The organism is Wolbachia endosymbiont (group B) of Chesias legatella (assembly GCF_964026945.1).
Lineage (GTDB): Bacteria > Pseudomonadota > Alphaproteobacteria > Rickettsiales > Anaplasmataceae > Wolbachia.
The window spans coordinates 434,810-455,704 of the sequence record NZ_OZ034711.1; the positions used below are offsets into that span (position 1 = coordinate 434,810).

Annotated in this window: 21 protein-coding genes and 3 pseudogenes; 14 read left to right on the forward strand and 10 right to left on the reverse strand. The window is 33.6% G+C overall.

Annotated features, from left to right (window positions below):
- Nucleotides 1-5 precede the first annotated feature (5 nt).
- The 4 genes and pseudogenes from AAGD65_RS02040 (at nt 6) to AAGD65_RS02050 (ending at nt 1,967) form a co-directional block, all read left to right on the forward strand.
- Nucleotides 6-353: a transposase gene (locus AAGD65_RS02040; protein WP_264336399.1), complete on the forward strand. Its 348-nt coding sequence runs from the start codon at nt 6-8 to the stop codon at nt 351-353.
- A 28-nt stretch (nt 354-381) separates the two neighbouring features.
- Nucleotides 382-864 carry an IS630 family transposase gene (locus AAGD65_RS02045; protein ID WP_252154099.1) on the forward strand — a complete coding sequence of 161 codons (483 nt, stop codon included), beginning with the start codon at nt 382-384 and terminating at the stop codon, nt 862-864.
- Between the two features lie 23 nt (nt 865-887).
- A pseudogene (locus AAGD65_RS06955) lies at nt 888-1,139 on the forward strand (ankyrin repeat domain-containing protein); the annotation flags it as partial.
- A 9-nt stretch (nt 1,140-1,148) separates the two neighbouring features.
- Nucleotides 1,149-1,967: an ankyrin repeat domain-containing protein gene (locus AAGD65_RS02050; protein WP_341810971.1), complete on the forward strand. Its 819-nt coding sequence runs from the start codon at nt 1,149-1,151 to the stop codon at nt 1,965-1,967.
- A gap of 133 nt (nt 1,968-2,100) precedes the next feature.
- Here AAGD65_RS02050 and AAGD65_RS02055 read toward each other — a convergent pair whose 3' ends face one another.
- Together AAGD65_RS02055 and AAGD65_RS02060 are read right to left on the reverse strand one after the other, a co-directional pair.
- The gene (locus tag AAGD65_RS02055) at nt 2,101-2,859 is read right to left on the reverse strand and encodes a cell division protein FtsQ/DivIB (RefSeq protein WP_264683162.1); all 759 of its coding nucleotides are present in this window, start codon (nt 2,857-2,859) and stop codon (nt 2,101-2,103) included.
- Nucleotides 2,840-3,793 (reverse strand): D-alanine--D-alanine ligase, encoded by a 954-nt coding sequence (locus tag AAGD65_RS02060; RefSeq protein ID WP_039833309.1) that lies wholly within the window; start codon nt 3,791-3,793, stop codon nt 2,840-2,842. Before AAGD65_RS02060 ends, AAGD65_RS02055 begins: the two co-directional genes overlap by 20 nt.
- Nucleotides 3,794-4,234: 441 nt before the next feature.
- On the opposite strand from AAGD65_RS02060, the gene AAGD65_RS02065 reads away from it, so the two are divergent.
- Nucleotides 4,235-4,462 (forward strand): hypothetical protein, encoded by a 228-nt coding sequence (locus tag AAGD65_RS02065; RefSeq protein WP_264683163.1) that lies wholly within the window; start codon nt 4,235-4,237, stop codon nt 4,460-4,462.
- Nucleotides 4,463-4,628: 166 nt separating this feature from the next.
- The gene (locus AAGD65_RS02070; protein WP_264707760.1) at nt 4,629-4,889 is read left to right on the forward strand and encodes a hypothetical protein; all 261 of its coding nucleotides are present in this window, start codon (nt 4,629-4,631) and stop codon (nt 4,887-4,889) included.
- A 32-nt stretch (nt 4,890-4,921) separates the two neighbouring features.
- Here AAGD65_RS02070 and AAGD65_RS02075 read toward each other — a convergent pair whose 3' ends face one another.
- The gene (locus AAGD65_RS02075; protein WP_010405211.1) at nt 4,922-5,296 is read right to left on the reverse strand and encodes a ferredoxin family protein; all 375 of its coding nucleotides are present in this window, start codon (nt 5,294-5,296) and stop codon (nt 4,922-4,924) included.
- A gap of 61 nt (nt 5,297-5,357) precedes the next feature.
- Here AAGD65_RS02075 and dprA point away from each other — a divergent pair, with 61 nt between their 5' ends.
- From dprA to AAGD65_RS02090, 4 genes are all read left to right on the forward strand, one after another.
- Nucleotides 5,358-6,434 (forward strand): DNA-processing protein DprA, encoded by a 1,077-nt coding sequence (gene dprA, locus AAGD65_RS02080; RefSeq protein ID WP_341810974.1) that lies wholly within the window; start codon nt 5,358-5,360, stop codon nt 6,432-6,434.
- 254 nt (nt 6,435-6,688) lie between these two features.
- Nucleotides 6,689-6,841: a DUF4423 domain-containing protein gene (locus AAGD65_RS02085; protein WP_264683165.1), complete on the forward strand. Its 153-nt coding sequence runs from the start codon at nt 6,689-6,691 to the stop codon at nt 6,839-6,841.
- Nucleotides 6,842-7,065: 224 nt separating this feature from the next.
- The gene (locus tag AAGD65_RS06960) at nt 7,066-7,179 is read left to right on the forward strand and encodes a hypothetical protein (RefSeq protein ID WP_410542122.1); all 114 of its coding nucleotides are present in this window, start codon (nt 7,066-7,068) and stop codon (nt 7,177-7,179) included.
- Between the two features lie 348 nt (nt 7,180-7,527).
- Nucleotides 7,528-7,755: a transposase gene (locus AAGD65_RS02090; protein WP_264683167.1), complete on the forward strand. Its 228-nt coding sequence runs from the start codon at nt 7,528-7,530 to the stop codon at nt 7,753-7,755.
- Between the two features lie 130 nt (nt 7,756-7,885).
- Here AAGD65_RS02090 and secA read toward each other — a convergent pair whose 3' ends face one another.
- The gene (secA, locus tag AAGD65_RS02095; protein WP_264683168.1) at nt 7,886-10,537 is read right to left on the reverse strand and encodes a preprotein translocase subunit SecA; all 2,652 of its coding nucleotides are present in this window, start codon (nt 10,535-10,537) and stop codon (nt 7,886-7,888) included.
- Between the two features lie 225 nt (nt 10,538-10,762).
- Here secA and AAGD65_RS02100 point away from each other — a divergent pair, with 225 nt between their 5' ends.
- The 4 genes from AAGD65_RS02100 to AAGD65_RS02115 all read left to right on the forward strand — a co-directional run bounded on the left by AAGD65_RS02100 (nt 10,763) and on the right by AAGD65_RS02115 (nt 15,620).
- A complete protein-coding gene (locus AAGD65_RS02100; RefSeq protein WP_341810975.1) occupies nt 10,763-11,785 on the forward strand; it encodes a hypothetical protein in 1,023 nt (340 codons plus the stop codon).
- A gap of 172 nt (nt 11,786-11,957) precedes the next feature.
- On the forward strand, nt 11,958-12,761 hold the full coding sequence (locus AAGD65_RS02105; RefSeq protein WP_264683170.1) for a hypothetical protein: 804 nt from the start codon (nt 11,958-11,960) through the stop codon (nt 12,759-12,761).
- A gap of 84 nt (nt 12,762-12,845) precedes the next feature.
- Entirely contained in the window at nt 12,846-14,006 is a 1,161-nt protein-coding gene (locus tag AAGD65_RS02110) for a porin (protein ID WP_264683171.1), read from the forward strand.
- A 273-nt stretch (nt 14,007-14,279) separates the two neighbouring features.
- Complete coding sequence (locus AAGD65_RS02115) at nt 14,280-15,620, forward strand: DNA recombination protein RmuC (RefSeq protein WP_264374667.1); 1,341 nt, start codon at nt 14,280-14,282, stop codon at nt 15,618-15,620.
- Nucleotides 15,621-15,652: 32 nt separating this feature from the next.
- Here AAGD65_RS02115 and AAGD65_RS02120 read toward each other — a convergent pair whose 3' ends face one another.
- The 6 genes and pseudogenes from AAGD65_RS02120 to AAGD65_RS02145 all read right to left on the reverse strand — a co-directional run bounded on the left by AAGD65_RS02120 (nt 15,653) and on the right by AAGD65_RS02145 (nt 20,854).
- Nucleotides 15,653-16,759 (reverse strand): D-alanyl-D-alanine carboxypeptidase family protein, encoded by a 1,107-nt coding sequence (locus AAGD65_RS02120; protein ID WP_264683172.1) that lies wholly within the window; start codon nt 16,757-16,759, stop codon nt 15,653-15,655.
- Nucleotides 16,760-17,469: 710 nt separating this feature from the next.
- Complete coding sequence (locus AAGD65_RS02125) at nt 17,470-18,747, reverse strand: IS4 family transposase (protein ID WP_264683173.1); 1,278 nt, start codon at nt 18,745-18,747, stop codon at nt 17,470-17,472.
- Nucleotides 18,748-18,848: 101 nt separating this feature from the next.
- A pseudogene (locus AAGD65_RS02130) lies at nt 18,849-19,070 on the reverse strand (DUF2924 domain-containing protein); the annotation flags it as partial.
- Between the two features lie 19 nt (nt 19,071-19,089).
- A complete protein-coding gene (locus tag AAGD65_RS02135) occupies nt 19,090-19,590 on the reverse strand; it encodes an IS630 family transposase (RefSeq protein WP_306794344.1) in 501 nt (166 codons plus the stop codon).
- A 10-nt stretch (nt 19,591-19,600) separates the two neighbouring features.
- Entirely contained in the window at nt 19,601-19,948 is a 348-nt protein-coding gene (locus tag AAGD65_RS02140) for a transposase (protein WP_264336399.1), read from the reverse strand.
- Nucleotides 19,949-19,996: 48 nt separating this feature from the next.
- Nucleotides 19,997-20,854 (reverse strand): annotated as a pseudogene (locus AAGD65_RS02145) (IS630 family transposase).
- Nucleotides 20,855-20,895 lie beyond the last annotated feature (41 nt).

A 20,895-nucleotide genomic window follows, 5' to 3' on the forward strand; every position in this document is an offset into this window, starting at 1 on the left:
TTATAATGGCATATAGTGTGGATTTAAGGGAAAAGGCAGTATTGATGATAGAAAAAGGGAAGACAAAGGTTGAGATAGCAGAGCTCATGGAGATAGGAATAGCAACTCTGTACCGCTGGTTAAAAAAGAAAGCTGCTGGTGAAAGCCTAAAGCCATCTAAAAACGGTAGCTTTATTCGAAAAATAGACCCAAAAATACTCGAAGAATATGTTACAAAGAATCCAGATCATACTCTGGCAGAGATGAAACAAAATCTTGGATTTGGAATAAATTCAATTTGGTATAGACTAAAACAGCTAAAAATTACTTTAAAAAAAAGTCACACTATATCAAGAGCGCAATCAAGAAGATAGGCAGCAATTTATTGATAAAATCTCAAAAATAGACCATTCCAGCATCTTATATATAGATGAAGCAGGAGTTGATAATAAGTTATACCGAGAATATGGACGTGCTCCAAGAGGAAAGAAAATTTATGCAGATATTCCAGGGAGAACTCGAGAGAGAATCAGTATAGTAGCCGGGTGGATTGGAATGAGATTTATTGCACCAATGACTTTCAAAGGTGGGTGTGACAAAGAGGTATTCAATATATGGTTGGAGAAGATGTTATTACCTAAATTGCCACTTGGCACAACCATAGTTATGGATAATGCTACATTTCATAAGACCACTAAAACAAAATCATTAATAGAGTCTTTTGGCTGTCATGTGCTGTATCTTCCAACATATTCACCAGATTTGAATCCCATAGAACACTGTTGGCATACCATCAAAAGCCGCCTCAGACCTCTAATGTATAAATGTACAGACTTACAACTTTTGGTTGGTAATACCATAATGGAAATTTATCATTCATTTTAGAAAATACTATAGTTAAACTTCTTCTGGATTATAGAGCTGATGTTAATGCTAAAGATGCTTCAGGTAAGATTCCATTACATAACGCTGCTGAGAATGGTCATTTAGAGATAGTTAAATACCTAATCGAAGAAAAAAATGTTAATGTTAATGCTAACGATCGGAATGGGCTGACTCCTTTACATCTTGCAGCAGAAAAGGATTATAAGTATGTAGTTGAATTCTTTCTGAAGCATGGGGCAAATGTTGATTATAAAGCTACTGGAAACTATCAAGATTTTACTCCTTTGCATTTTGCAGCACACAGGGGTGCTAGGAATGTAGTTACACTTCTTCTGAATAACAAGGCTGACGTTTATGCTAAGACCGCTGGAAAGTACAAAGAATATACTGCTCTACATTTAGCAACAATATCTGGTTCTGTTGAAACAGTTAAACTTCTTCTGAATTATGGAGTTGATGTTAATGCTAAGTGGATACAAAATGCTACTCCTTTACATATAGCAGCAAAAAAAGGTCACGTTGATGTAGTGAAACTTCTTCTGGATTATAGAGCTGATGTTAATGCTAAGACTGATGAAGGTAACACTCCTTTGTCGTTAGCACTAGAAAATAGCTATTCCAAGATTATTGACCTTCTGCTTGCCGATCCAAATATTAATATTGGTTGTATAAAAGCTGCATCTATTAACAAGGAAAATAAAGAAGGCAAAGAAAAATTTTCTCAAAAATTGCGACAGGATTATAATTTGTTTCAAAAGGTAAAAGAAGCATCAAATGAAAAGGATAAGGGTAAGCTAGATAAATTACTCAAAGAGATAGAAGAATTATTGGAATCAAAAAACAAACATGGTTTCAAACCAAGCTTAAACTACTCTCCAGATGGTAATGATGAAAATACGACTATTGAAATTGCCATTAACGCTAGTGGAAAGATATTGCAGCTTTTATACGATTATGCTGAGAAAAATATAGGTACAGACACTAAGATATTTAAACGACTCAAGCGTGCTAAAGAAGACTCTCAATCTAAGGGAGATCTTTGTGGTGTTTCTGTCTTAAAACATTGTACTCCAGATCAAGGCTTTGTGTTTAGTAATGGTTAATGCTTCCTTCTATAATGCAAAACCCATACTCACCCAACCCAATCAATTACTTGCAATCTGGATTCCAGTTTTAAGCTACTCGGATGACAGAGAAAGGGCTACTTGCATGAAATGAAAAGGAGCACCGAGCAGATCACTTCTTCACAAAGATCTTATCAGCAACACGCATATCAATTATGCTCCAATTGCTAAAAGTAAAGTCGGTTGTATTTTGCAAGTGGCTTAAATAATCCCATGCGCTATAAGGATTATCTTCAGGCAATTTTACTGTGGCACTGTCATCGAGTATGATATTCCATCTTCTATTGCCTACATAAACACAAGAAGAAATATGATCACTTAATTGAGTTTTCCTCTCTAGTATATATTTAATGAATTTTAGGCTTGATAACGAATTTTGTCCTTTGATTATAACGAGGTTATCTATCTGGTAATCATCTACGATTACTTTACCTTCAGAGTCAATTACTGAAGTTCTGTTATCATCTTTCCAAAGAGCAAAAGGTTTGTGTTCATTTACATCAATGCGTAAGGTGTTGGGTAAAATCCTATAAATTCTTACATGTTTTATCCATTCGCTTACAGATTGTATATTATCTGTTAGTTTTGAGAGTGATACATACATGATAGGTTGTGTTCTATCTACTAAACTTAGAATGTCCTGTTCATTTGTAAATTTGTTTCCAGTAACGGTTACTTTGTCGATTGAAAATCCATTGCTAATTAATAAGCTCGATAAGCGATCGTTACACCAAGTAAAGTAGTAATTGAATCGATTTGTTATTTTATCAAGTGAACTATAAAGTACTAGTGTAAGGAAAAGTGCAGTTATAATCATGAAAGCACACTTGCGCAAAAAACTCCTTTGGCTTCTAGTAACATTGTTCAACATCGGCTTGATCTCTAATATTCTTGTGGTGTAAACTGTCTTTGACAATAATTTTAATTAATTCATTAAAATCAATTCCTTTTGTCAATTTTGCAATTTCTGGTACTAACGATAATTCAGTAAAGCCAGGATGTGTATTAATCTCAAGCATTTTTAAAGTGTTATTTTGGGGATTATAACGGAAGTCTGAGCGGGAAACAGTTTTGCATCCTAAAAATTGATGAACTTTTAGTGCGTGTTCCAAGGTCATTCTATATATGTTGTCAGGAATTTTAGCAGGAAATATATGTTCTGCAAATCCATCTGTATACTTTGCTTCATAATCATAGAATTTATTTTTTGGTCGTATTTCCATAGTGCCAATTGCTTCATTCAGCAACACAGCAGTATGTAACTCTATACCCGGTATGTATTCTTCTATGATCATCTTTTCCATTATAGTAGAACTGTTATTTTTCAGCTCTAAGTAATCCTCATGTGAGAAAATCATGTGTACTCCAATGCTTGAGCCTTCGTTAATCGGTTTTAAGACGTACGGATAATCAACTTTAATATTATTTTTTAGCACATCTTCTCGACTAATTACATAACCTCTTGGAGTGTCGATATTAAGAGAATGGAATATATGCTTTGACATCACTTTATTCATAGCAACAGCCGAAGCCATAACTTCTGAGTGTGTATATTTTATACCTAAAATCTCCAGTAAACCTTGAATACAGCCATCTTCACCGTAAGGTCCATGTAGAGCAATAAAAGCAAGAGCGGGATTAGTTTTTTTAAGCTTTTGAGCAATGTTGCTATCAACATCTATTTCTATTGCATTATATGAAAGGCTATCAAGCGCCTTCTTTACTGCTTTTCCACTCATAAGCGATATTTCTCTTTCGCAAGAAAATCCACCACTTAAAATTGCTATAGTTGGAACCATAAGCACCCTAATATTTTGCTATATATCATATATAAAAGATACTTTTATCTTCAATAGAAAAAACGCTTTGAAAAATTCCACAGCTGTACAGATATTGCAATTTGCAGGTGGCAAGTAGTTTTATGTAAACTGGTTCCTTTGTGATCAGACACCAGATTGCAAGTAATACATTGGGTTTTGCATTATAGAATAGGGTTATTGCAAAACATATTTCCTTCAAACGTAAATGGTGTCCCTATATCCTATTGTAACCTTCATGTTTTTGGTGTCTGTATAATACACATCGCCAACTCTTAGTCTTCTAAACCCTTTAAAGCTATGGTGCAAGATTCACTGAATCAACTGTAAGACGTTTCTGTATTGCTTTATTTACTCTTAATTCCATATTTAATATAGTATTAATACTTTTATACTATATTAAATATAATATTAATTAAGGAGAATATTATGGTAACAGATAATAATGAATGTCCATTAAGTAAAGATTGTATTAAATCAATCACTAAACCGTTATGGTCATCGCATTATAAATTAAATAAGACAATTACAGAAGGTTTCACGAAGCTGAGCAATGAACTTAAATCGGTGAATAAACTAAACGATATTGATAATAATATATCAGCAGATAATACATTTTCTTATGAAGTGAACGCTTATGATTTAATGTCTATTTAACCAAAAAGATGTGAGGCTTCTTTTGTACTCTCTATTTATTCTGAACTTTTCAATAAAGTAATAAACGTATCTGAAAAGTAATTATGCTAATATAAATATTACAATTTTATTAACACATAAATGCTACCGTGGAGTTAGTTTTTTAATTTAGGAGTATATTATGGTTATGTCTACACAAAACTCGAATTCATTAACGTTTCAGGCACGCAACCTATCTCATATTTGCCATAAAAACTGTGAAGAGGCGTTCAATGAAACAGACAAACCTCTGTGCAAGGCTAGATGTGATGCTTTCTTTCCAGTGCCTGAACCTCGTTCACAAATTAGTGAGAAATTAATAGACATTGCAAACAATCTCCGTTTTGAGAGTGCACAATTATCGTCTATGGCAGATGAAATAGATGCTTACAGTTCAATGTCTATTTAATCAAAAAAGTGTGAGTCCACTTTCGTACTCTATTAACCTAAATTTTCGTCAAAATAAGCTGTTTTATCCTTTTTTTCTTTATACTCTTCTGCTGTATCTAGGGGTTGCTTTTTAGCTGTGACATTTGGCCACTTTTGCGAATATTCTACATTTATGTTGTAAAATGATTTAAAGATTTTTTGTTCATTGTTCAGTAAGCCTTCATCTAGCTCTAGAATATCTTTTATGGAATCATCAGTTACAATTGCATCTACTGGACATTCAGGTATACACACTCCACAATCAATACACTCATCTGGGTTAATCACGAGCATATTTTTACCTTCATAAAAGCAGTCAACGGGACATACTTCTACACAGTCCGTATATTTACATTTTATGCATTTATCTGTAACAAAATGCGTCATAAAATACTGTATATTTGCATTATCTTGGGTACACTAAACTGATAAGAAATTCAAGCCTTTTATGAAGATAAATAAATTAAATAACGAAGAATTAGAAATATGGCTAAGCTTGGCTAGAACTGTGGGACCAGTAAAGTTTTTTAGTATACTAAGAGCATGTGGCTCACTAGATGAAGTGCTTAAGTATCTTAATGAATTGGCTAACAAGGATTATGGAATTAAAAATGTACAAGAAGAAATTAAGAATGCAGAAAAAATTGGAGCCAAAATAATACCAGCATGTGATCCAGATTACCCTGACATTTTAAGGAATATACCGAGTTGTCCTCCTGTAATAACTACACTTGGTGATATATCATTGTTAAGCCGTGAGATAATTGCAATAATCGGTGGACGTAATTCTTCAATCAATGGAAGAAATTTTGCCAATAAGTTGGCACTTGATTTAAGCGAAGTTGGTTTCATCGTAATTTCTGGACTTGCAAGAGGGATCGATACTGCAGCAAACAGTGTAATATACAAAAATCACCCAACCATTGCTGTCACAGCAAGCGGAATTGACGTAGTATACCCAAGAGAAAATTTTGATCTATACAAAAGAATCACTGAAAATGGCGGGTTAGTAATTACTGAGCTTCCATTTGCTACTAAACCAAAGCCTCAGTATTTTCCCCAAAGAAACCGAATTATATCTGGCCTTTCACTCGGTGTTGTGGTAATTGAAGCATCAAAAAAGTCTGGTTCTCTCATCACAGCAGATTTTGCTTTGAATCAAGGAAGAGAGGTGTTTGCAGTTTCTGGTTTCCCTTTAGATTCACGCTGTAGTGGTAGTAATTATTTAATTAAGAACGGCGCTAAACTTGTTGAATCCGCTGATGATATAGTAGAGAGCGTGAGATTTAGTTTACCTCTTCAGCAAAAAAATCTATTTGATGCCGTTGCTGACCAAAAACAAGAAAAATTACAACAGGCAAAATCTGTTATAGTTGATCATATTAACTCTGTACCTGTTGATATAGATGAACTTATATTAGCAAGCGGACTTTCTACCAACATAGCTCTAATGGCTCTTTTGGAACTAGAGACGGAAAATAAAATAGAGCGTTTGCCGGGGAATAAAATATCATTAATTTTCTAGATTGCTTTAGTTATAAATCCACAACCGTACAAACATTATGATTTGAGTCCACCAAGAAAGATGTCATTCCAGCGTGTGACGCTGGCTTTCCGTAATCTCAATAAAAACGTTGTATTTTTACATAACTTTTATACTTACTAACTTAATATATAATCAGAATTCCTAGATTCCAGACTCATGCATCAATAGACCTGCTGCAAAAGGTAATGATAAAATGATGGAAGAGGAATAAGCAGATAGAATAAGGTAAAAAAATGAGCTTTAGTTACTACAATATAAAGAAACACCCAAGAAATTTTCGTAATATAACAGGCTTAACTGTAGAAGAATTTGAAAAGGTGATAGAAAAAGTGGGGAACTTCAAAAAAGTGTGTCAAGCCGAAAAGAAAAGTAATAAATTGATATAAAAAATGGAGGTTTGAAATGAGTCAAGCAAATAGAACTACCGGATTAGTAGACTATAAAGAACTAGAATCAAATATTTTATCATCTATAGCTAACCCAAGAAAGGTTTAGCTATATGGCAAAATTGGTTAGAATGGTATAATAAGTAATGAGAAAGAAGAAGATGCCAAGTCCATATAGTGAGGATCTGAAAGAACGTGTTTTCAAAGGAGTCGATAAAAAAACAATGACGATAAAAAAAATCAGTCAAATATTCAAAGTGAGCATAAAACCAATATATTTGTGGAGGAAAAAAGAAACAGAAACCATCTTCAGGCTATCACAAAGGATATGGTCATAAGATTAAAGACTTAGATAGATTTGCCAAATTTCTGGATGGAAATTAAGATATTAGAATTGAAAAGATAATTGAAGAATTTGGTAATATGTGTAAAAACACAGTATATAACTACCTTAGCAAAGTAAACTATAAATATAAAAAAAACTTTTCTTTATCGAGTAAAGAGATAAAGAGAAACGCAAAGAGTTCATAAAAAAAGTAGAAGAAATAAACAAAGAAAACTTGATATACATAGATGAGTCTGGAATAGAAGATAATGAATTTTATGAATATGGGTGGTCTCAAAGAGGAAAGAGGTTATTTGCCCAGGGTTTAAAAGAAAGAGGGTAAGCATAATTGGAGCACTGAATGAAGGAAAAACCATGGATAATTGATGGCTACTGCAACAGGGAGATTTTTGATGCTTATGTAGAAAATGTACTTGTTCCTGTATTTAAACCTGGACAGACTATTGTTCTCGACAATGCGAGCTTTTATAAATCTGCAAGGACGAAAAATTTGATAGAAAATATTGGGTGTAAAATTTTGTTCTTGCCTCCATACTCGCCAGATTTAAATCCGATTGAGAAGTTCTGATCAAGCACGCCATAAGAAAGGCTCTACAAACCTTTTGGCCCAATATTAATTCGGCTATTGATTTTGTTTTTTAGTGCTCGGGCAAATCTTACTTCGGTTAGCTATAGCAGCTATAATGTGCTTGCAACAACTAATTCACTACGGCAACTGCACCGTGACAGTGTTTGTATTTTTTTCCAGAGTTACAAGGGCACTTGTCATTTCTTGAAACTTTTGGAAGTCTGCTATTTTTAGTAGAGCGTGACCTATTGCCTATTTCTTGATTGTCTAGCAACTTAAAGTGCGCTAGGCGGTGAATGGTAAGCTCCCCCCACTTTTCAAGCATCGACTCAAACATTAAGAAAGCTTCGCGTTTGAATTCATTCAGTGGGTCTTTTTGCCCCATGGCACGCAAATTTATGCTTTGTCTTAGGCTCTCTAAGACCGAAAGGTGCTCCCTCCATAAATGATCAAGTGTCATGATCATCACTTGTTTCACTATCGTATTCCACAAATCTGTAGTTTGTTGACTATTGAAATATTTTTCTTTCTCAGTAAAAAATTCTTGTATCTTGTCATTTATATAATCCAAAGCTTCTTGTTTATTCAAAAACTCTTCTAGATTAAGCGTTATCCCGTATCTTATGTGGAATTCTTTTGCAATATCTTCAACATAATCTTCGTAATAACCACTTTGTACTATACCTTCTATTATATCCTCATTTACTTCACTATATACTTCAACTAAATCATTGATTTCATTGTTTAAAATATGATTTCTCTGCTTAAAAATAACTTTACGTTGATTGTTGATTACATCATCAAACTTTAGCAAAGACTTCCGCACATCATAATTTCTAACTTCAACTTTCTTCTGTGCTTTTTCAAGTGCTTTATTAATCCATGGATGATGAATAGCCTCGTTGTTCTTTAGTCCCACTCTTTGCAAAAAATTCCTCATTCTATCAGAACCAAATATCCTCATTAAATCATCTTCAAGTGATAGAAAGAACTTAGAAAGTCCAGGGTCACCTTGACGGCCAGAACGGCCACGCAGTTGATCATCTATTCTCCTGCTTTCATGCCTTTCGGTTCCAATAACACATAAGCCACCAGCTTTTATAGCAATTTCCTTATCTTTTTTTACTCTTTCGACTATTTCTTGATATTTTTTTTCTCTTTCATCAGCATTTTTTATTTTCTCGAGCTCTATTTTTGCAATCATTTCAACATTTCCACCAAGCTGAATATCAGTTCCACGTCCTGCCATGTTTGTTGCTATAGTAATGCTGCCTGGTATTCCAGCTTGCGCTATTATATACGCTTCTTGTTCATGATAACGAGCATTCAATACTGAATGCTTAAGAGAATGGCTTTTCAAAAGATCGGAAAGTTTTTCAGAATTTTCAATACTCACAGTGCCAACAAGCACTGGTTGAAGGCGTTTGTGGCATTCTTCTATGAACTTCAATACAGCATTAAATTTTTCTTTTTCTGTGCCATAAATTTCATCATCAACATCTATTCTCTTAACAGGCACATTAGTTGGAATTTTTACTACATTTAATCTATATATATCACGAAACTCCTCTGCCTCTGTTGCTGCTGTTCCTGTCATACCAGAAAGTTTGTTGTACATACGAAAGTAGTTCTGAAATGTGACTGATGCTAAAGTTTGACTTTCATGCTGAATTTCAAGATTCTCCTTTGCCTCCAGTGCCTGGTGAAGACCATCAGAATATCTCCTACCTTCCATCATGCGCCCAGTAAACTCATCAATAATTACCACCTTACCGTTTTTCACTATATAATCTTTATCAGCAGTAAACAGCTTATGTGCACGAAGTGCTTGATCTATATAATGAGTCAGTATAATATTGCTAGTATCATAGAGCGAGGAATTTTCAGGAATGAGGTTATACGATTTTAGTAATTCCTCCACTCGTGAAATGCCATTTTCAGTGAGGAACACTGCTCTACTCTTTTCATCGACTTCATAGTCAGAATCAACTAATTTGATTACTATTTTATTGATATGCTTATATATCTGATTATTTTCCTCAAGTGGGCCAGAAATAATGAGCGGAGTACGCGCTTCATCAATCAGTATGGAGTCTACTTCGTCTACTATTGCATAATTGAAGCCTCTCTGAACCATATCTTCTTGAGAAAATTTCATATTATCTCGTAGATAATCAAAGGCAAGTTCATTATTTGTTGAGTATACTATATCTGCGCTATAAGCCTTTTTTCTCTCGTCGTCTTTCAAATTATTTGTAATAAATGCAACAGAAACTCCAAGAGAATTATATAATTTACTCATCCACTCTGTATCTCGTTTTGCAAGATAGTCGTTAACAGTTACGACGTGCACACCTTTTCCTTCTAAAGAATTTAGATATGCAGCTAAAGTTGCGACTAGTGTCTTTCCTTCTCCTGTTTTCATTTCTGATATCATGCCATTATGGAGAACCATGCCACCAATTAGCTGAACGTCGAAATGCCTCATGTTAAGGAATCTTCGTGATGCTTCTCGTACAACCGCAAATGCAGGTACGAGAAGGTCATTTAGTGTTTTTCCATTTTTCAGTTCTTGTTTTAATTCCGCAGTTTTACTAGCAAGATCCTCATCAGATAAGCTCTGCATTTCTTGCTCTAGCGCATTAATCTGCTGAGCAATTTTTCTGAAGGATTTTATTATCTTCTTGTTCGTTGATCCAAATATCCTTTTTATAAAAAAAAGTGACAACGTAAAGATGAAGAATATAAGAATAGTTGTTAAAACTAACGTAGAGTCTGGCATAAACTTAGGTAAAGTTTTATTTAATATGAGATTATATTACTAAACGTAACCTGCGGCAATTAGATTCAGAAAATCTTTATTTACAAACTAAGCAAAAGATTCTTGCAAATGAAATGTAAAAGAGTCTATTTATTTTATTAAATATTATAATTAACAATTAAACTTTCTTAATAAATTATTAAAATAGTGTTAAGCTACATGTATAAAACGGTTAGTGGAGTTACAATGTTAAGCAATATTATAAAAGTAAAATTAGAGGAAAATAGTTGTCCTTTTGAAGAATTAGAAGAATTTTTTGCTTCATTAAAATTTGGTACAAAAGGGTTTAAAGATTCTTCAATAAAATTAGTTTGCCAAGTATTGGAAGATTTCACCTTAATTCTACCAAGAGAGGCAGTACCTAATTCTTTTGCTTTGAAGCTTTTATCTTTGCTTAGTAAGGGAAATGAGCTAGCTTTACCTATTATATTAAAATACCTTTCTTGCAGAACTGTATTTAAAGATTTTGGTCAAAAACTACAGGATAAAGTGGATCAAGATATAAAAGGACAAAACGATTCTAAAATTTCTCAGGAGATTGAGTTATGCAAAAAAGACATTTTAAATCTTCTCAATGGTGGTAAATCAGTATTAGACGTTCAATTGAAGCAGCGGTATAAAAAATACTATTCGTTAATAGATAATGAGATTGAAGAGTTAAAGACTCAAATTTTAAAAGAACTAGAAGATTATATTAGCAATACTAACGTTAATAAAATGTATCGAAGCCTTAATAATAACAAGAAAAACGAAGAATCATTAAAAGAAGTAGCGTTAGGATCTTGTTCATTGGGTGGAATTTGCGTGTTAATATTTTTTTCACTTGGTTTTTTTATTTTTTTGGCAACAACCATTGACCCACCTGCTCATATGAGTATGTATAAAGTAAAGGTTTTTAGGTGTATAGGAGCTTCACCTTTAGTTTTTGTAGCATTAGCACTAACAGTAGCAGGTGTAGCTTACTTAACAAGTTGTTATCTAAATCATAGTTTTACAAAAGAAATACAAGACTATATAGAGCAACCAATAAAATGTATGGATAAGGCAACTAATAATAAAGAATTAGACAATTTTCCTTCTGACAATTATGAAAAAGTACAACCTTCAGCACCGCTTGAGGAACTACTACCTTCATACGAAGAATCGTGTTACAGTAGTTTCGGTTATATTCAACCATCTAATCCAATACAGCAAAATAAGTTGTTGTAGTGAAGGTATAAAGAGAATAAGCAAAATTATATTTGTAATTTTGATTCCTTTATCATTACTTAGAACATGCAGCAACATGACGATTTTTCTATACTTTATCAAGTATATTAATGGGTAAATGAATTTTAATACAATCTTATTATACTTATAAATACGTTATATGTGAGAAGATATGGAAGATTTTATAACTGAAAGAAGGAAAGATGATGCTGTGATATCTGTTTGTCAGGATAATGAGAAAAAGAACGTATTAATCTTGGGACTCAATCAAGCTGCAAGGAATTTATTAAAATGTGAGGGAGAGAATTTACTTAATAAGCCGTTAATCAATATTTTAAGTAAAAGAGCAGCTGAAGATATGAAAAGCTATTTGGAGTATACTGAAGATGGGCGCGATTTGCCCGATATATTGCCAAAAGTGATAGGCTTTTCTTTAATCGACGCTCAAGGAGAAGATATAAAAACAAAGGTAAAAGTTTTTCGCACAACGCAATTTACTAATAGCAAGATTAATTATGAGCTATTAATACGTGACATTAGCCTGTTTCATAAGCTAGGAATGTTTAGGGATAAATATCTGATAGGTAAAAAATATAAAAACCACAATTTGTTTAACATACCAGACAATGAGTCCACTATTTTTGAGTTATATGTTGTATTAAATTTTGCCTTTGAATATCAAATTAATGCAGTTATAGGGATAATAGGCTTCAATAGTAAATTGAATGAGACAAACGATGCATTGAGTGTAATCATAGAGCATTTTTATAAAAATTGCCGTAGTGATGATTTTCTAGGATGTATTGATGAGAATAAGGTACTTTTTATTTTGATTAACTGTGATGCAAATAACACATCTAAAATAGTTAATCGCATACATTCTGCCATTAATAAGCAGTTATTGAGACGAAATCTACCAGGCATATCAATGATTTATGGGAATGTAATTAAAAAGTGTAGCGTGAAGAGTGCTTAAACACTTTTGTGATTGTTATTTATAACTAACACAAGGATTGTTTTTTATTTCTGTTAAGCTTATATTAAGAATTTAAGCTTGCCTATGAGGTTACTGATCACACTATTTTCATTATTATTCGTGGTAGGGAGTGCTAACGCTAGGGTAATTCTAGATAAGGAGATATTTTATGCAGAACTAGATGGAAAAATAGATTTAAGATTTGGCTACGCTTTCAACAGAGATTCTTTTAGCTCTACAAAAGACAAGACCTCAAGCTATTCAGACCTGCGCTTTCTTTATTTGCAGCAAGTTTATCCAAATACACAAATGGGGTTTAATGTTAAGGTAGGAGTTTCTGGTATTGCAAACTTAAAGTCACTAGACATAGAAAAGTTAGAAATGGAGAAGTGGTATTTTATCATAAAGAACCAGGAATTTGGATCAATTGAATATGGTAAAGGAAGTTTAGTTAGTCAGAGTATGTTAATTAACACTTCAAAAATTTACACAGCTGCCGGAGGAATAAATGGTCATTGGACAAATTACTCAAATTTGCGCGGTAATGAAAAAAAAGATAATGATCCTGGGTATGATAAAGATGAGGTATTTTGGGTAAAACCCAATATTTACAGCGACTATAATGGACTAGAGCTGAAGTTAAAACAACCAACGATAAACTATATTTCTCCTGAAATCTATAACTTTCAACTTGGACTCAGTTATGTTCCAGGAAAAAATAATTTGCAATATAACAATCTAATAGCCGCTGGTCTTTCCTATAAAAATGGCTTATCAGATGAAATAAATTTTACTACTGCTTTTACTGGTGAGTTTGCAAGAGAAAATTTAACTGATTGCTCGGATGGTACTTCTGAAAATTATAAATGCCGTAATCAATTGCTACACTGGAATTTTGGCTTGAAGCTAAAACTTTTTGAACTTGATTGCATTTTTTCGTACGGTAATGGCGGTAAATCTGGTGAGAAACGTAGTCCTGAAACAAGTAATATGAATTATATAAATGCAGGTGTTGCTTATCATTCTGATTCTCGTAAAGTGAGCTTAACATATTTTAGTAGTAGCAGGGATATTGTAGGCAAAGGTACAAACGAATTAACATCACAGGCTTTCAGTCTTGAATATCCATTAGCTCTTGGCACTTCATACTACTTAGATATTGTAAAATTTAGTACCAAAGAACCTGAAATCGAAAGTAATAACTCCGGGTATGTGCTTTTGGCTGGGCTGAAGCTAAGTTTTTAATGAAATAACCGGTTTGTAAGTGTTGTAATGTGGTAAATAGTAAGCAATGAGAGTAAAATCGAGTTGTTAATATATGTGCTATTTGATATGATAAAAATAACTATTACATAAGATTTTTAATAAAAAGACATTATGTCACTAATCCAAGTGTAGGCGATTATTAATTAGTAAACCAAATCCTTCACAAAAGAGTACCTCATTTGATGCTCTTTTTTCTTTTTTATATATAGAAAAATTAGATAGTATTGTGAGTGCGGTTTTTTCTGTATTCTGATGCTTCTCAATTCTATAGTTCTCGGGTTAAATTTTCTTTTTTTACTGTTATTTCTCTTTTTCGTCGTAAAAAAGAATAGAAAGCTAAGTGAGGAGAAAGCAAATCTTGAACTTAAATTAGAGCGTGAGCTTCAAGAGGCAAAGCGAACTTTACTGAATAAGGATGAAGAGATAGTTGGGTTGAAAGTCAAAAAAGCAGAGCTTGAAGTAATTCTACAAAAAGAGCGTGAGGAAAAGAAAAAGGAAATAGAATTACTGACAAAAGCAGAGGAGAGGCTTACAAATACTTTTAAAGCGCTTTCTCTTGATGCTTTGCAGGTAAACAACAATAATTTTCTGAATTTAGCGAAGGAAGTAATCGATAGTAAACTAAAAGAAACAGAAAGTGATTTCAAAAAAAGGCAAGCAACGATCAACGAAGTTGTCACTCCAATAAAAGAAAAGTTAGAAAAATTCGATAGTGAAATACGTGACCTAGAGAAGGAGAGGGTAGGGGCCTATGAAGGTTTAAGGGAGCAAATTGGAGCATTAATGAGTCAAACTTCTAGCCTTGCTAACGCCCTGAGGAAGCCTCACATTAGGGGTAAATGGGGTGAAATGCAGCTAAAAAGAGTAGTAGAAATGGCGGGAATGATTGAATATTGCGATTTTTTGACTCAAGCCTCAGTAATTGATAAAAATGAGGACAATTTGTTGCGTCCTGATTTGATAATAAAAATGCCATCAGGAAAGCAAATAATAATAGATGCTAAAGTACCACTTGATTCTTATATGGATGCTATGTCGCAAAATGATTTGCAGATACAAAGGGAAAAATTGAAGAATCATTCTCTGGCAATAAAAAAACATATAAACGATCTAGGCAGAAAGGAATATTGGAATCAGTTTGAAAATACGCCAGAACTTGTAGTACTTTTCTTAACAGGAGAAGGAGTTTTCAGCGCAGCACTGGAGTGTGAACCAGCTTTGATAGAAATTGGAATAGAAAAAAAAGTTATTATTGCAACACCGATAACTTTAATTGCGCTGCTTAGGGCAGTAGCCTATGGATGGAAGCAAGAGGTGATAGCAGAAAATGCAAAGAAAATAAGTAAACTAGGCCATATTTTATATGAGCGAATCTGCACAATGGGCGAAAACTTTGACAATTTACGCAGGAGCTTAAAAAGCGCTGTCGACCATTACAATAAAACTGCTGGCTCGCTTGAGGCAAGAGTATTTCCCGCTGCTCGAGAATTCAATAAGCTTGGTATACATGCAAAAAATAAAGAACTCACTGCTGCAAAAGAGTTGGAATCTTTACCACGCAGTTTACATGCTGAGGGGTTGAAAGTAGATTAGTATTTCAGGTCTACTTAACTTACATTTGCTGATTAAAACAACTTTCTAAAAATTTTTTTTATATAGCTCAATTCCTGCACATCATTTGCTGCATAAACAGGTATAGTTTGTTGCTCAGTACCAGGTATTTCTATAAAAATTTTGCCCACTTCTTGACCTTTTTTAATTGGTGCGGGTAGCATATCTTTATACTCAATACGCACTTTAATTTTATCATGTAATCTGCGGTTATAAGTTATGGTAACATCGTTTGCAACTGTAACGGGCACTTTTTTATCTTTTCCATAAACAATATTTATTTCTTCAACTACGCTATCCTTAGCAAATATTTTCTTGGTATTAAAATGATTTAAGGAATATTGTATTAGTCTTTTTGCTTCCTCTATTCGCTCTTTCTCGGTGTCCAAACCATTCACGACAGCAAAAATTCTTCTATCGTTCCGTTTTGCAGATGCTATAATGCCATAACCACCAGCACTTGTATGACCTGTCTTTAGACCATCAACTCCAATATCATGGAAAAGTAAAAGATTTTTATTTTTTTGTACAATATCGTTATATGTCAAATATTGTTCAGAGAATAGATCATAGTATTCAGGAAAATCAGTAAAAATCCTTTTTGCCAGTGTTACCAAGTCTTTTGCGCTCATAAAATGGTTTTCATCTGGCCATCCGCTTGAGTTAACAAAATGACTATCATTAAGATTCAAATCTTGTGCAACTTCATTCATTTCAGCAACAAAATTCTCTTCTGATCCTGCAATACCCTCGGCTAGCGCTATGCATGCATCATTACCTGAGGCAATTGTAACTCCTTCAAGTAGTTCTTTTACCGTAACAAATTGACCTTCTTTCAAAAACATAGAAGAGCCTTTCCTTTCCCACGCTTTTCTGCTCACTCGAAATTTATCTTCCATTTTTATTATTCCAGCTTTTAGATAGTCAAAAGCTACATATAAAGTCATCAATTTGCTCATTGAAGATGGGGCCATTTTTTCCCTGGAATTGTGTTCAAAAATGAAAGAGTCTGAAGCTAAATCTAAAACAATTGCTTGCTTTGCTTTGGTTCTAAACTGATATGAGTGTGAGTAAAAGGGAAATATAAAAATTAATAGCAAAGTTACTAATTTGCTTAACATATTTATAATTTTAAATTTATAGTGTACTAATTAATAGTATGATTTTGCAGGAGTATTTCAATAGATCTCTCGCATAAAACTTCCTTGACAAACTGCGCCAGCCCCCTTATTATGACAATAAGAGTATTTATCCTTGTTTTCGATCCGCGCGGGTTCAATAACAAAAATTCAGTAAAAAACTCAGATATTTATTGGCAAATTACATAAAAATTATAGCGGCTGCATGTCTTTTTTATTTTTTCTACATTCAGCCAAAACGCGCTTATTTTAAGCGTTAGCACATTATTACAGCGCCAATTTACATTATTAAACTCGTTACATGGGGATTTTTTTGCCTTTTTTTCGCTTGGTAAATTTATTAATATTTGTAGCTAAAGCTTCAGGTCAGCACTTGATGCTGGAAATTTTTTGAGCACAAAAGTTATGCTAGGTTTTTGTTGGTAAGAAACCAGTGTCAAGCACTGGGATGACATAGAAGGAGCACTGGGATGATGTATAGAAGGGACACTGGGATCACTGCCATTAAGTTAAGGGAAAGAGAAGTTAAGATTGGACAAAAAATTTGAAGTGATTGATAATTATGGTAAATACTAGGGTGAATTTTTAAGAAAAGGGAGTCTGAAAAGTGCAAGTTATTTAAAAAAGTAATAATTGCAGGTTATTTTGCAAAGAATGTACTAATGCAATGATACTGAAAAGATATCTTGAATTTAAAACACATGTTTTCTAGCTCTTTTCTGGTAGTTGAGTGAACGAATATCAGATATCTTATGACGATCAACTCTTCTCCCTTTTCTCACCACTAAAGTGTTCATCAAAAATAACTGTGATAGTCGATACATAATGCAGTCTATGTCTGACTCTGTAGAAAAAATATCAAAGGCTAAGTTTTTAATCGCATTAAATGAGACAGATTTATTGATGCTTTTTTTTAGTTTACTATTCTGTGAGCTCAATGTCTCTTCATCATCTTCTATCATGATACTTTCTAGATTACTGATGAAGATAGTTGACCAAAAATCCTGCTTGATAGTTTCAATACTTTTTCCTGTGAAATTCTCTAAATTTAATCTTCCCTTCAGCCTAGAAAAAAATGTTTCTACTCCCCAGCGCAAGTAATATAATCTCTCAAACTCTTCAACTGTAAAACGTTTCTCATCTAACAGAGATGTTACTAACACTTCAACTTCGCCAGAAGAAAGTATTATTTTGACTAACCTGAATTTCATCTCATCAGGTAATCCTAGCTTTCGTAGCTGTCTTGCTACTTTAATAGGTGCGGTAGACACTACCACCGTACTAGATGGGCTTTCCGGCTTAAACATAGCGTTTATTTCATTGAAAGACGAACTTGAACAGCGAATTATATAATTGATTTTCCTTCCTGTAAGCTCAGCAAGAAATCGATAAGATACGTATCCTCTATCACAGATTAACAAATCGTCTGATTTTATGGATTCAAGCATACCGATTGCTAAATCAACCTCATAGCTGTCACCTCTACTTAGCACAGATTTTATTGCAATATTATTTAGCACATCGTAGCAAACTTCAAAGGTTGCACTTGTATAGTCTTCAAATCTCTGGATTCCATTCCATACTGCTCTTGAGCTAAACTCACCTATTATTTTGTCGCTCTTTGGCAGAATCAGTATTGAAGCATCAAATGCAAGTACTCTGAAGCCATGGTGGGTTTTAAATTCCTGATCTTGGTAGTATAGGGAAACTATATCATCATTTAACTCTGAAAACGCAGTATGTTTTAGCTTCTTTCTTGCTTGAGTAAATGCACTTGCCGTAATTGTATAATCTTTTCTTGTATGCAGAACAAACTCATTAAGCATCACTTGTAATGACTTTACACTCTTTCTAAAAATCAGGAGAAATACATTAACGAAGGGCAGCTTTCTTTTTCGTGAGAAGTCTTTTGAGGATGCTCTGTGTGCGTTTATAAAGTTTAAACTCATCAATTTATTTTTTATAAACATGATTATTCTTTTTTTTACTCATGTCATTACTTCTTTTAATTTGTGAATCTTACCTGATTTTATAATACAGTTCATCACTTTTCCTTAACTTAATGGCAGTGATGCGTCTCTTCCCCTCTCTCTAATATTAGCTCTGTTCCCTCTACTGGCAGTTTATCGCTACTTATTCTTTTGCCTTTCTCTAGCCGATCTGCCAGATACTCTAGTCTTTTTCTCCCCTTTCTTGACATTTCTCCATACGCTTTTTCCTGCATTCTATAAGCTAATCTTGGTATCAGATATTTCTTTGAGTATCTAGGCGCTTCTTCTCCATGTATAGCCCTTCTCATAATATAGTATTTTCTAAAATGAATGATAAATTTCCATTATGGTATTACCAACCAAAAGTTGTAAGTCTGTACATTTATACATTAGAGGTCTGAGGCGGCTTTTGATGGTATGCCAACAGTGTTCTATGGGATTCAAATCTGGTGAATATGTTGGAAGATACAGCACATGACAGCCAAAAGACTCTATTAATGATTTTGTTTTAGTGGTCTTATGAAATGTAGCATTATCCATAACTATGGTTGTGCCAAGTGGCAATTTAGGTAATAACATCTTCTCCAACCATATATTGAATACCTCTTTGTCACACCCACCTTTGAAAGTCATTGGTGCAATAAATCTCATTCCAATCCACCCGGCTACTATACTGATTCTCTCTCGAGTTCTCCCTGGAATATCTGCATAAATTTTCTTTCCTCTTGGAGCACGTCCATATTCTCGGTATAACTTATTATCAACTCCTGCTTCATCTATATATAAGATGCTGGAATGGTCTATTTTTGAGATTTTATCAATAAATTGCTGCCTATCTTCTTGATTGCGCTCTTGATATAGTGTGACTTTTTTTTAAAGTAATTTTTAGCTGTTTTAGTCTATACCAAATTGAATTTATTCCAAATCCAAGATTTTGTTTCATCTCTGCCAGAGTATGATCTGGATTCTTTGTAACATATTCTTCGAGTATTTTTGGGTCTATTTTTCGAATAAAGCTACCGTTTTTAGATGGCTTTAGGCTTTCACCAGCAGCTTTCTTTTTTAACCAGCGGTACAGAGTTGCTATTCCTATCTCCATGAGCTCTGCTATCTCAACCTTTGTCTTCCCTTTTTCTATCATCAATACTGCCTTTTCCCTTAAATCCACACTATATGCCATTATAACTCAAATACTTCATTATACCTTTATCATTTACTTTAGGAAATACTATAGTGGGAACAAATGAAGGAAAGCAGAGTCGACAGCCTGGCGAAAAGATTTAAAAAGAGGAATGTTTTTCCTGATTCTGTTTTTATAGGAAACCAATGGTGCTCAATTTTATTGAAATCTGGAGAATATGGCGGTAGATACAGAATATCTACACCAACACTTTTGGCAAATTCAACAGTCTTTTTAGACTTATGAAAAGTTGCATTATCCAAAATCACCGTTTGTCCAGGATGTAAAATTGGTGCAAGAAATTGCTCAAACCAGCCATTAAAAACCTCTGTATCACAATAGCCTTCGAAGGTCATAGGTGCAACGATTTTTCCCTTATTTAAAGCTGCAATCATGCTAACTCTCTGAGTTTTCTTACCTGATTTTAGTGCATTCTCCTTTTCTGCAATATCCATATAGGTAATCTTCTGTATTGTCTATACCGGATTCATCAATATATACCAAATTTTTATGGGACTTTGCCGATATGATTTTCAAAAATTGAGCTCGTTTTTCTTCGTTTCTTTCTTTATATCCATAACTCTTTTTTTGCGTGTAAATCCAATTTTTTTTAGAGCTCTATGAATCGTTTGACGACTTATATTTCCCCAGAGTTTGGCCACCTCTGATTGTGTTTTACCGCCGTATTTTTTTATAAATTCTGCAAATGAATTCCAATCAGTGATTTTATGATTATAGCCTCTATTCCCCAGTTTCTTCGATTCCTGTTTCTTTCCGCCTTTTCTCCCATTTGTATAATGTTACTCTACCGATTTTGAACCTCTTTGCTACTGCTGTTTTACTCTCTCCTTCATCTAACGCCTGCATGGCTTTTTTCCTTAAGTCATAACTGTATGCTGCTGGCACTTTTACCTTCTTATTACCCTAAGTCTCTATTTTATCATGTT

What these genes read in the sequence shown, in the direction of transcription:
- AAGD65_RS02040 (WP_264336399.1), top strand. Translation starts at nt 6, where the DNA reads ATGGCATATAGTGTGGATTTAAGGGAAAAGGCAGTATTGATGATAGAA.
- AAGD65_RS02055 (WP_264683162.1), bottom strand. Translation starts at nt 2,859, where the DNA reads ATGTTGAACAATGTTACTAGAAGCCAAAGGAGTTTTTTGCGCAAGTGT.
- AAGD65_RS02065 (WP_264683163.1), top strand. Translation starts at nt 4,235, where the DNA reads ATGGTAACAGATAATAATGAATGTCCATTAAGTAAAGATTGTATTAAA.
- AAGD65_RS02070 (WP_264707760.1), top strand. Translation starts at nt 4,629, where the DNA reads ATGTCTACACAAAACTCGAATTCATTAACGTTTCAGGCACGCAACCTA.
- AAGD65_RS02075 (WP_010405211.1), bottom strand. Translation starts at nt 5,296, where the DNA reads ATGACGCATTTTGTTACAGATAAATGCATAAAATGTAAATATACGGAC.
- dprA (WP_341810974.1), top strand. Translation starts at nt 5,358, where the DNA reads ATGAAGATAAATAAATTAAATAACGAAGAATTAGAAATATGGCTAAGC.
- AAGD65_RS02085 (WP_264683165.1), top strand. Translation starts at nt 6,689, where the DNA reads ATGAGCTTTAGTTACTACAATATAAAGAAACACCCAAGAAATTTTCGT.
- AAGD65_RS06960 (WP_410542122.1), top strand. Translation starts at nt 7,066, where the DNA reads ATGACGATAAAAAAAATCAGTCAAATATTCAAAGTGAGCATAAAACCA.
- AAGD65_RS02090 (WP_264683167.1), top strand. Translation starts at nt 7,528, where the DNA reads ATGAAGGAAAAACCATGGATAATTGATGGCTACTGCAACAGGGAGATT.
- secA (WP_264683168.1), bottom strand. Translation starts at nt 10,537, where the DNA reads ATGCCAGACTCTACGTTAGTTTTAACAACTATTCTTATATTCTTCATC.
- AAGD65_RS02100 (WP_341810975.1), top strand. Translation starts at nt 10,763, where the DNA reads ATGTTAAGCAATATTATAAAAGTAAAATTAGAGGAAAATAGTTGTCCT.
- AAGD65_RS02105 (WP_264683170.1), top strand. Translation starts at nt 11,958, where the DNA reads ATGGAAGATTTTATAACTGAAAGAAGGAAAGATGATGCTGTGATATCT.
- AAGD65_RS02110 (WP_264683171.1), top strand. Translation starts at nt 12,846, where the DNA reads ATGAGGTTACTGATCACACTATTTTCATTATTATTCGTGGTAGGGAGT.
- AAGD65_RS02115 (WP_264374667.1), top strand. Translation starts at nt 14,280, where the DNA reads ATGCTTCTCAATTCTATAGTTCTCGGGTTAAATTTTCTTTTTTTACTG.
- AAGD65_RS02120 (WP_264683172.1), bottom strand. Translation starts at nt 16,759, where the DNA reads ATGTTAAGCAAATTAGTAACTTTGCTATTAATTTTTATATTTCCCTTT.
- AAGD65_RS02125 (WP_264683173.1), bottom strand. Translation starts at nt 18,747, where the DNA reads ATGTTTATAAAAAATAAATTGATGAGTTTAAACTTTATAAACGCACAC.
- AAGD65_RS02140 (WP_264336399.1), bottom strand. Translation starts at nt 19,948, where the DNA reads ATGGCATATAGTGTGGATTTAAGGGAAAAGGCAGTATTGATGATAGAA.